The sequence below is a fragment of the Bradyrhizobium sp. MV1.5 genome, assembly GCF_055807615.1.
Genome location: NZ_JBVVPL010000014.1, coordinates 146,852 through 157,246, shown reverse-complemented (window position 1 = coordinate 157,246; position 10,395 = coordinate 146,852). Strand labels below are relative to the sequence as shown.

10 protein-coding genes and 1 pseudogene are annotated in these 10,395 nt (G+C 59.2%); 7 read left to right on the top strand and 4 right to left on the bottom strand.

Translation table 11 applies throughout. The features are described 5' to 3' along the window. The 3 genes from AC0L2J_RS16200 to tnpC form a co-directional block, all read left to right on the top strand. The coding region (locus tag AC0L2J_RS16200) for a hypothetical protein (RefSeq protein WP_473391857.1) at positions 1 to 299 on the top strand (299 nt) is incomplete at its 5' end. Between the two features lie 23 nt (positions 300 to 322). Then, positions 323 to 643, top strand: coding sequence for an IS66 family insertion sequence element accessory protein TnpB (tnpB, locus tag AC0L2J_RS16195; protein WP_425304745.1), 321 nt, complete (start codon positions 323 to 325; stop codon positions 641 to 643). A gap of 45 nt (positions 644 to 688) precedes the next feature. Then, complete coding sequence (gene tnpC / locus AC0L2J_RS16190; RefSeq protein ID WP_473391854.1) at positions 689 to 2,353, top strand: IS66 family transposase; 1,665 nt, start codon at positions 689 to 691, stop codon at positions 2,351 to 2,353. A gap of 340 nt (positions 2,354 to 2,693) precedes the next feature. On the opposite strand, the gene ectB is transcribed toward tnpC, so the two are convergent. From ectB to AC0L2J_RS16170, 4 genes are all read right to left on the bottom strand, one after another. After that, positions 2,694 to 3,956, bottom strand: a complete 1,263-nt coding sequence (gene ectB / locus AC0L2J_RS16185; RefSeq protein WP_473391851.1) for a diaminobutyrate--2-oxoglutarate transaminase — start codon at positions 3,954 to 3,956, stop codon at positions 2,694 to 2,696. Between the two features lie 366 nt (positions 3,957 to 4,322). After that, positions 4,323 to 4,463 carry a hypothetical protein gene (locus AC0L2J_RS16180; RefSeq protein WP_158091512.1) on the bottom strand — a complete coding sequence of 47 codons (141 nt, stop codon included), beginning with the start codon at positions 4,461 to 4,463 and terminating at the stop codon, positions 4,323 to 4,325. 521 nt (positions 4,464 to 4,984) lie between these two features. Beyond that, on the bottom strand, positions 4,985 to 5,374 hold the full coding sequence (locus AC0L2J_RS16175) for a response regulator transcription factor (RefSeq protein WP_085348748.1): 390 nt from the start codon (positions 5,372 to 5,374) through the stop codon (positions 4,985 to 4,987). Between the two features lie 84 nt (positions 5,375 to 5,458). Next, positions 5,459 to 6,088, bottom strand: a complete 630-nt coding sequence (locus tag AC0L2J_RS16170; protein WP_088941395.1) for a response regulator transcription factor — start codon at positions 6,086 to 6,088, stop codon at positions 5,459 to 5,461. A gap of 1,975 nt (positions 6,089 to 8,063) precedes the next feature. On the opposite strand from AC0L2J_RS16170, the pseudogene AC0L2J_RS16165 reads away from it, so the two are divergent. The 4 genes and pseudogenes from AC0L2J_RS16165 (at position 8,064) to AC0L2J_RS16150 (ending at position 10,361) form a co-directional block, all read left to right on the top strand. Continuing rightward, positions 8,064 to 9,409, top strand: a pseudogene (locus AC0L2J_RS16165) (IS5 family transposase). A gap of 59 nt (positions 9,410 to 9,468) precedes the next feature. After that, entirely contained in the window at positions 9,469 to 9,615 is a 147-nt protein-coding gene (locus tag AC0L2J_RS16160) for a HipA N-terminal domain-containing protein (protein WP_473391847.1), read from the top strand. A gap of 126 nt (positions 9,616 to 9,741) precedes the next feature. Next, the gene (locus AC0L2J_RS16155) at positions 9,742 to 10,041 is read left to right on the top strand and encodes a HipA domain-containing protein (RefSeq protein ID WP_246648954.1); all 300 of its coding nucleotides are present in this window, start codon (positions 9,742 to 9,744) and stop codon (positions 10,039 to 10,041) included. Then, on the top strand, positions 10,038 to 10,361 hold the full coding sequence (locus AC0L2J_RS16150; protein ID WP_473391845.1) for a hypothetical protein: 324 nt from the start codon (positions 10,038 to 10,040) through the stop codon (positions 10,359 to 10,361). Before AC0L2J_RS16155 ends, AC0L2J_RS16150 begins: the two co-directional genes overlap by 4 nt. The last annotated feature ends 34 nt before the right edge of the window (positions 10,362 to 10,395 follow it).

Genomic DNA, 10,395 nt, shown 5'->3' with positions numbered 1-10,395 from the left:
ACCTTCACCCAACCGATCATAGAGCTCGCTCTGCCCGCGCGCATGCGTCAATCTGGCGGTCTTCATCGTATGCGTACGTTGTACCATCTTTTACGCCGATGCAGATCGCCGCCGTAGCGGCCTCGACTGAAGAAACTGCGAAGCTTTTGCCTACGGTTGATGGCCGAGTTCGCTCGGCGGCAGCCGCGCGTACTGGATTGATAGAGATCGATCTCGGCAACCGACGGTGCATCCGGGTGGATGCGCACGTCGATCCGGAGGCGCTGGCGCGGGTCCTCGATGTGCTTGGACGCCGATGATTGCTGTACCAGGGAATGTGCGAGTGTGGCTGGCGACAGGCTACACGGATATGCGCAGAGGCTTTCCGTCGCTGGCCCTCCAAGTGCAGGAGGTGCTGCACAAAGAACCGCTCAGCGGTCATTTGTTTGTCTTCCGCGGTCGCCGCAGCGATCTTGTGAAGGTGATCTGGCACGATGGTCAGGGAGCCTGCTTGTTCACAAAAAAACTCGAGAGAGGAAAGTTTATCTGGCCATCGGTTGCCGGTGAAGCGGTAACGATCTCGCTGGCGCAGTTGAGCTATCTGCTGTCCGGGATCGATTGGCGCAATCCGCAAGAAACCCAGCGGCCGACGCGGGTCGGATAATCGTTTTGGGTTTGAATCTGATGCTCGATCTGATTCAATGGCGTCATGACATCGAAGCCGGACGATCTTCCGTCGGATCTCGCGAGAGCCTACCTTGCTCTGCTGGCCGAGCGCGAGGCGTTGCAGGCTGAACGCGATGTGGCAGTCGCGGATGCCGCCAACGCTCGGGCGGAGCTGTCGGACAGCGAGGTGCTGATCGCTCATCTTGAGCTACGGATCGAGAAGCTCAAACGCGAACTGCACGGGCAGCGCTCCGAGCGCACGGCGCGGTTACTCGAGCAGTTGGAATTGGAGCTCGAAGAACTCGCCACCACGGCGACCGAGAATGAGCTTGCCGCGCAGGCCGCAGCAGCGAAGACGCAGAACGTTCGCCCCTTCATGCGCAAGCGGCCGGTTCGTCAGCCATGGCCGGACGACATCGAACACGAGCGCGTCGTCATTGAGGCTCCAACGAGCTGCGCCTGCTGCGGTGGATCTCGGCTGGCGAAGATCGGAGAGGATGTAACCAAGACGCTGGAGGAGATCCCGCGTCGCTTCAAGGTGATCGAGACGGTACGCGAGAAGTTCACTTGCCGCGATTGCGAGAAGATCAGCCAGCCGCCGGCACCGTTCCATGCCACGCCGCGCGGCTTCATCGGTCCGCAATTGCTGGCGACAATGCTGTTCGACAAGTTCGGCATGCATATCCCGCTCAATCGCCAGAGCGTGCGCTTCAAGGCTGAGCGGATCGACCTGCCGCTGTCGACGCTGGCCGACCAGGTCGGCCACGGAACCTTCGCCGTCATGCCGCTGTTCCAGCTGATCGAGCGTCATGTGCTCGCGGCCGAGCGCCTTCATGGCGACGACACCACCATCCGCGTCCTGGCGAAAGGCAGGTGCACGACCGGCCGGATATGGACCTATGTGCGGGATGACCGGCCGTTCGCCGGGCCTGCGCCGCCGGCGGCGGTCTATTATGCCTCGGGCAACCGACGGGGCGAACATCCTCAGAAGCATCTGGCCGCCTTCGCCGGCATTCTGCAGGCGGATTGCTATGGCGGCTTCGAGCCGTTGTTCGACCCAAAAAGGAAAGCAATGCCGATCACGCCGGCATTTTGCCTGGCCCATGCGCGGCGGGGATTCTTCGAGCTGGCTGACATCGAAAAAGCCGCCCGGGAAGGCCGCAAGGGCAAACCGGTCTCCCCGATCGCGCTGGACGCGGTCAGACGCCTGGATGCGTTGTTCGAGATCGAGCGCGCCATCAACGGCCGTAGTGCCGACGAGCGGCGGGCCGTGCGCCAGGAGCGGAGCAAGCCGCTGCTCGACGACATGCACGACTGGCTGCTCCGCGAGCGAGAAAGCCTCTCGCGCTCCGCTGAGGTCCTGAAGCCCATGAACTACATGCTCAAGCGCTGGGACGACTTCGTCCGCTTCCTCGACGATGGCAGGATCTGCTTGACCAACAATTGCGCTGAGCGTGCATTGAGAGGCATTGCCTTCGGAAGGCGCAACTGGACCTTCGCTGGTAGCCAACGTGGCGCCGACCGTGCCGCGATCATGCTGACGATGATCACGACTTGCCGCCTCAACGACGTCGACCCAAAGGCCTGGCTCGCTGAAGTCCTCGCCCGGATCGCCGATCTTCCCGCGTCGCGGCCGCGCGAACTGCTGCCCTGGGAATGGAAGCTCCTGCACCAAGCCGGCAAGTCCGCCGATCAGCAAGCCGCCTGACCTTCCCGCAAGCCATCATATGGCTCGCCGTGCCCGCGCGCACGCGTCAATCAGGCGGTCTTCGTCGTATGCGTACCGCGCAGCACTTTGAAGGCCTACTACACCATTCGACTCCGCTCCGCCAACGAGGTCGCCTTCAGCGGACCTAGGGGGCTCCACACTCACGTGTTGCGGACCAAGCATGGAGCAAGGCGTTCTTCGCGCACCAGCGACTCAGCGGATCACAAACAGCGCTGGCGTTCAGGCGTTAGTGACCGTTTCGGCGCGAAGCAAGGGCCGACGCCAGTGTCGTTGGCGGCGATGCTGTCGCTAGGACCAGTGTCTCTCGTGTGCCGGCAGGTTAGCTTGGTCGGGTCAACTTCAAGGTTTCAGTCAATGAATCCTCGAATATATCGAGCCCTTGTTCCAACGTTTCTTCGGCGATCGTAAGTGCAGGCAAGAACTTGACAACCTGATCCGTCGGTCCGCATCGCTCGATAATCAATCCCTTCACAAATGCTCTCCGTGACGTCGCCTCTGCGATCTCGCTCGTTTTGCAATCGAAGCCGCATACCATGCCGCGTCCACGAACGGCAAACTCGTTTCCGTGCTGATGCGCGATAGCATCGAGTCGACGCCGCATAAATGCACCCAAGCGTTGGATCTGTTGCGAGAACGTCTGGTTGCGCCAATACAGATCCAATGCCGCCTTGCCAGAAACGAGTGCAAGGTTGTTTCCGCGAAATGTTCCCGTATGCTCGCCTGGTTCCCATGCGTCGATCGCTTCCTTGATCAAGAGCATCGACAATGGCAAGCCGTAACCACTCAGCGATTTCGACATCACGACAATGTCTGGCGACAACGCAGCGAACTCGAAGCTGAAGAACTCACCTGTGCGACCACAGCCCATTTGGATATCATCAACTATGAAAATAGCTCCGACCTCTTTTGCCAAAGCCTGCATTGACTGCAGCCATTCCTTGCCGGCGACGTTAATGCCTCCCTCTCCTTGCACGGTTTCGACGAGAATGGCGGCTGGAAGATCAGTACCACTGCTCTCGTCCATTAACACCTTTCGAACGTAATCCGCCGGACTGTACGAGGAGCCAAGATACCCATCATAGGGCATGAAAGTTGTGCCGGATAAGGGAATCCCGCTGGCTTTACGGTAAAAGCGGTTACCGCTCGCGGCTGTGGCTCCCAAGCTTTGGCCGTGATATCCGTTCGTGAAAGAAATGACGTTGTGACGCCCTGTGATTTTACGCGAGAGCTTTAGAGCTGCTTCAACGGCGTTAGCTCCTGTAGGCCCGGTGAATTGAAAGCGATAGGAAAGATTCCGTTCCCGAAGAATAACAGAGCTAAAGGTCTCCATGAATTCGACTTTTGCTGGAGTGGCCATGTCCAAGCCGTGGACGACCCCGTCCGACTCCAGATAGTCGCTGATTGCTGCTTTGATCTGCTGATTGTTGTGGCCATAGTTTAGCGTTCCAGCGCCAGACAGAAAGTCTATGACCTTTCGGCCGCCCTCTGTGAACATAATTGAACCGCGCGCCCCATTGAAGACAGCAGGAAAGGAACGTGAGTACGCACGCACATTGGACTCTAGCGTTTCAATTGTCTTCATTCGGCTCCCCTGTGTACTCCAACCATGCGGTCGTCGCGTCGACCAGACAATCTGCCCGATGAAACAACGCGGGCCAACATCGTGCAGGACTGGCAGGCCATGACCGCGGGTTCCGCGCCTCTCGGCATCGTTTGGGTTGCGCGTAGCGCATCTAAAAATCAGCTCCAACGGGTTACCTGAGAACCAGGCGGAACAAAGCTACCATCTCTAGTAGCTTCGTCCCCATCCAGCGACGGCCCCCGTGTTAAGTCATCTTTCGCGAACAGGTTTACCTAGCCGCGCGGGAAGACGTTGCGCATGCGTGCGGTACCTTGCGTCAGGATACCGCGAGCCGGAAGCGACATGCTCAGGCCACGGTCTCAGGGACTAGAAGGACACGCCCGCCGCCCGACCGGTTTTGGCCTTGCGCTTGGTCGACACAATCGCCGGGCAGTCGTCGGCGTGGATGCGTTCGGCAGCAAAGGCATGGCTTGAGATCGAATCTGCCAGCGGCACTTGTGTTGCCATTCCAACGGATGCGTAAGCTTCCGGTGCTTCAGTCCGAAGAGTTGCTGGGATCGAACCGAATTTAGCGGATCTGGCGGTGCAAACCGTTCGATCCGCCAACATTCGATCTGCCAACATACGTCTTTGCGGCTTCTCGGAATTCCGCAGCGAACGTCTTGACAAACTCCGTGATATTGGCCGCGATCGCCGCCTCCTTTTCCCCCCACTCGGCGGCCGGACCCGTGGCGCTTTCGCGCCGAACTCAGCAATGGTTGTCGCACTCAAGATCGCGCGCTCCTGGGTTAACGCGACGAGCGCTTCGGCCTCGTCGGATTACGCGATCATACGAGAGGCATATTGTCAGCGGCCCGAACTAGCAAGTGCTTCAACCAGACGTCGAAAGTGGACAACAGCGACAGGAGTACGGCTACATGGAAAGGTGATGGTTGCCACTGGCACGTGGTAAGCACGAGCAATCGCGCGTTGATCGACATCGTGAGTGCCGCGCGGGCGCGGCTTGGTCCAGATTGCTTGCCCCGCTTTCAGGCGTTTGTTCCGGGACGGTGCTCGCGGAGTACTTCATCGACGCAGGCCATCAACTCCAGAGCGGGAAACGGTTTAGCGAAAAAGCCGGTCACGCCGGCGCTCAAAGCGCGGGCTCGCGTGCGATCATCCGCGAAGGCAGTAATCAAAATGAATGGCGCAGCGTGGCCTTGGGCCCGCATCTGTTCTAAAAGTTCAAAGCCGCTCATCGTGGGCATCTGCACGTCTGCAATTACACAGGACGTGCCGTTCAATTGAGACGACTCCAGGAATTCCTCAGCCGAAGCAAACGTATGAACGATGTGGCCCTGTGATTTCAAGAGGTTGTTCAGCGCGACACGAATTGAAGGATCATCGTCGACAACGGAAATAGTGTTAGACAAGACCACCCGTCCTGGTTGGGCGAAGGCACTGGCCGAAGCATGGCGGCCAGCTGAAGGGTGCGCGTGTACGAAGAAATTGTAAAATCATACTTAGGTTTGTACTCTGAAACGGTCGGTCCCAATTCCCAGCCTCTCCGCCATTCTAATCAAATCGGCTAGTGATCGAGCACCCATCTTCTTCATCACGTGCCCCCGGTAGATTTTGACTGTAATCTCGGCAAGCCCGAGTTCCGCGGCTACCTGTTTGTTCAAGAGGCCCGTGGCGACCAGTCTCAAGACATCCTGCTCTCGTGGACTTAGAGCCTCGAACAAGGACTGCAGCTTCGTGACAACCTTGTCTATAGCTCGTCTCTTGCGATCCTGTTCGATCGCTGCGACCACTCCATCGAGCAGTTCCTGATCGCGAAACGGCTTGCCGAGAAAATCGATTGCTCCATTCTTCATCGCTTTGACGGTCATCGGAATATCGCCATGAGCGGTGATGAAAATAATGGGAATGTGAACCTTCAGTTTGGCTAATTCAATCTGGAGCTCCAGCCCGCTCAAGCCCGGCAGTCTGATATCAAGCACAAGGCAGCTGGGAACATCAGGAAGCTCGCTCTGGAGCAGTTCTTGGGCCGATCCGAAAGCAACAACGTCTAGACCGATCGAACGAAACAGGTTGACGAGCGATTCGCGCATTGAGAGGTCGTCGTCGACGACCAACACGCTCGGTCTCACCTCCGGCCCTTCGACAGTTGCGGCTTGCTTCCGCGGTTCAGAGCGCTTGGTCACGATAAAAGCCTCACTTTTGAAATCGTGGTAGAAGTTCAGTGGGGCCACGACCAAAGGTTGCTCGTGGCGGCCTTCTCAGGAGCTTTCGCGCAGTGCAAATCTCTGAGATCTTCCAGGTATGCGAACGGCCAGCCGTTTGCGTGCGTAAGACATTATCACGAAAGTCTAGCAAAAAGGGCCCGAGTGGTCGAGAACTGGCTTCCGTCTGTCCGCCGTCCCGTTGGAACGGCCCGGCGGCATTGATCAAATCAATCAGCAGCCAAGTTGAGGCGCTCGCTCTAGCTGGCGGCGGATGCCGCTTGGCATCCCCGTTCAGGCGCATGAGGCGTCGGCGGACTCTCGTTAAACGGCAGGATCAAAATGCCCGCCGCCTCGGTAGCTGCACGCGGGGGCGCGAGCTCAGCGAATTGGGGCCAATGTGCCTGTGCATGCGCCGATCCCGCCGGCGTTGTTGAGATCGGCATGCGGCGTAGACTATCGCACCCGCAGTAAAGAAAATGGACATCAGAACGAGTAGCAGCTGCATAAGCACATAAATTCTTTTTTGCGTCGTCAGAGCGCCTGTGAGTTGCGTCTTTAGCGAGCTTGGGAAAGCACCTTGCATCGGTTTCGTACAACCTGACGCATGGTGCGATTCAAGTCCTTTCGGTCGTGCTTTGTAGGAAATGTAATCATCTCGAGCTGCGGGGCCGCCCACGTTCGTGCGTCCTGCCGATTGCTTCGCTGCTCGTATCCGAGGATGATGTGTGTAATTCAAATGGAGAGGGCGCATTCGCGGGATTGGCGGGCACCATAGGTGCGTATCGAGCACGCTGATTCGAAGCTTAGCTCCTCAATGCCGCAGTATAGGGCTCAAACTGGCTCGAGCGGTCCGCTTGGAGCAGCCGCCAACCGCCCACTAGCTCATCAATCTTCCGACGCAACTCATTAAGGCGGCCCGGCGCACTCCTTTGAGAAGAAGTGTGCCGGGTTCGCCCCACATCGCCAGTACATCCGTGGTGATGGTGTCCCAGATGATGTGACCCGCGTGGCAAAACTGAGACTCGTTTAGCAGCCAAAGTAGATGGTGACTCCCTGCTACTTCACACAGACGGGAAAGGCTTGAATCGTACGTAGGGTCACGATGTACATGTCTTGTAGATTGATCGAGTTAGCATCTCTCGAGCCGACTAGGTGGAGTTCGTAGTTGGCAAGTTAGATCTGTCGCAGCGCGACTGGGACGAGAAGGCGTTCCGCTGTTCTCCAGTGGCTGGGATCTCCAGTCGGAGGGTTTCGGAAGCTTCATGCGGTGTTTGGAGTCGTCCGTTGGCCTGCGTCCTGGCCCCGGGTGGTCGAGCGTGAACGAGACCGTCTTAACGGCCCACTGTCATGCTGACATTGCGGGGTTGTTCGCCAATCCAAGGCTGGTGGCCGGCCTTGGTCAGGGCAAGGAACACGTCGTTCAGGATCGCAGCCGTCTCCGTTCGAAAGGGCTATCGAAGAAGGGCTCGCTGGAACCCAGCTTGTAAGGAGCGTCGCTGGGTTTTAGGCAGCGCACCCATCTTCGTCGAGGAGATGACGGATCAAAGTATGTGCCGATCCGAGATTGCCCACAAAGCGAACCTTGTGCTCTCCTCATCCGAAGCCGGTGAACGCGCATTGCAGAACACGATTCGTCGGCGCAATCGACTTTCAGTACGATCCGTCCTGGCTTGCCTGGGAGCATGCGCTGCCCGTGTCGCTATTTCTGCTCTGCGTGAGGGACCGCTATATCGTCGTCCGTGAACAAGGCTCTAAGCGATTGAGCAGGAGTCAGTTTTCCGGTTGCGGCGGCATTTGAGATTGCAGGGATTGGGGGCTTGAGGCCCCCAAATCTTGCAATTGTCGTTTGTGGATTCCCTTTCGCTGCGGACCATGATTCTGTGGTGCATCGGAGGGGCCGATGCGACCGAAGAAGCACAGGACGACGGGATCGAACGATCTGTTCCGGGCGCGGCTGGACCAGATCATCAACATGAAGCACGAGCTGGTTCAGCTCGCCGGCAAGATCGATTGGGACTGGATCGACGGCGAGGTCGCGCCGCTCTACAGCGAGAATGGCCGGCCCGGGATCGAGACCCGGTTCATGATCGGGCTGCTGTTGCTCAAGCACACTTACGGGCTGTCCGATGAGGGCGTTTGCGAGCGCTGGGTTCACGACCCGTATTTCCAGTTCTTCACCGGGCAAGAGTTCTTTCAGCATGCCTTGCCGCACGAGCGCTCGGACCTGAGCCATTGGCGCAAGCGGCTCGGCGACAAGTTGGAGCTGCTGCTGGCGGAGAGCCTGCGGGTGGCGCACGAGGCCGGCGCGTTACGCGGCCAGGACCTCAAGCGCGTCACGGTCGACACCACGGTGCAGCCGAAGGCCATCACCTTCCCGACCGACGCCAAGCTGCTTCATGCGGCCATCCAGGGCCTCAACCGCCTGGCGAGAAGGCACAGCGTCAGGCTCCGGCAATCCTATTCTCGCGTGGCCAAGGCCGCTGCGATGATGGCGGGCCGCTACGCCCATGCCAAACAGTTCGGGCGGCATCAGCGGCAGTTGCGCATTCTGCGCAGCCGGCTCGGCCGCATCATCCGCGACATCCGCCGCAAGATCGAGGGCCAGCCGGCACTGGAGGAGGCATTCGCCCTCCCGCTTGGCCGGGCCGTGCAAATCCGCTCGCAGCAGCAGCGCCAGCGCGGCTGGAAGCTTTATTCCTTCCATGCCCCGGAGGTGGAATGCATCGGCAAAGGCAAGGCCGCAGCCCCTTACGAGTTCGGCGTGAAGGCCTCCATCGTCTCCAACAACCGCCGGGCGCCCGGTGGCCTGTTCGTACTGCACGCCAGGTCGCTGCCCGATAATCCCTACGACGGTCATATCCTGCGGGACGTCATCGACCGCACCCAGGCGCTCACCGGCTGTCCGATCGAGCGGGCCTATGTCGACAAGGGATATCGCGGCCACGACACGAAAAATCCCCGTCGCGTCTTCATTTCGGGCCAGAAGCGCGGCGTGTTCGGCACCATCAAGCGCGAGCTCCGGCGCCGCTCCGCCATCGAGCCCATCATCGGACATCTGAAGGCCGAAGGTCACCTTGGCCGCTACTATCTCAAAGCCGCGCCGGCGACGCCGCCAACGTCGTGCTCTCAGCAGTCGGCCACAACTTACGCCGTATCCTCGCCTGGCTCAGAGAACTCTTGTGCCTCTTCCTGATCCAGCTATCGCATACGCTTGCCTGTCCGCTCCCGCTCAATTCGGCTTCTTAACGGACGACTATATCGGTGCCGCTGTCGTCGCCGTTTCCGACAATCTCCTGCCCGACAGCATGCCCATCCGCCATCGTATGGCGGAGCGAGTCCACGCTCAGGGCATCGACGCTTACGACCTACTCACTGGTGTCGGACGGGACTGCGTCGGCCCATTGCAATTCCTGCCGGACGGCATCGAACCCGGGCGCTGCCGCGGCTGTTGACGGCAGACCCGTTGACGACGAGAATCGCCCGGCTTCTCGGCGACCTTTGCATCGGCTCTCCTTGAGCTTGGTGAGGACGAGGACTTTCGGATCTCGATCGCCGGCGCCCAGGAAAAGACCGCGCTCTTGTTCTGGAAAGGGCGTTGGTACAAGCCGCTGGCGACTACAGCCACGACGCACATTCTCAAACCGCGGATTGACCGACTACCGAACGGCCTCAATCTTTCCTACAGCGTCGAGAATGAGTTCTTCTGCCAGCTGACAGCAGCTCTCGGACTTCCGAGCGCCGCCATCGCGATCGAGGAGTTTGAAGGCAACCGTGTGCTCGTGGTTGAGAGGTTCGATCGCCGCTGGACCGGCGACAACCGTCCCCTACATTTGCCTCAAGAGGATTGCTGCCAGGCTTTGTCCGTGCCGCCGCCTTGAAATACGAATCAGAGGGCGGCCCAGTATTCCAGCTATCTTTAACCTTTTCGTGGCAACCCAGCGGCACCACGCAGTTTCGGGCGCTCCAGCCGGGCGAGTTGTTCCTCTTCAAAGTAGACGTGCCAAACAACTTCATTGTTAGTGGCGGCATTTTCGGCCTCACGTCAATCGAGCCGCTGTCCTTGGCGTGGGAAGCCTTCGGCTTGAGTCGCTCTATCGCGAAGGACTCCTTCCGCGCCGGCGCGCTGCGTAGTCCGGAGCCGCCGCCCGGGCTCGAGCTGCGCGCAGGGCTGCGCTCGATCGACACGATCGGGCTCTAACATACAGCTTGCGTCCGTTATATTGTGCTTGCTG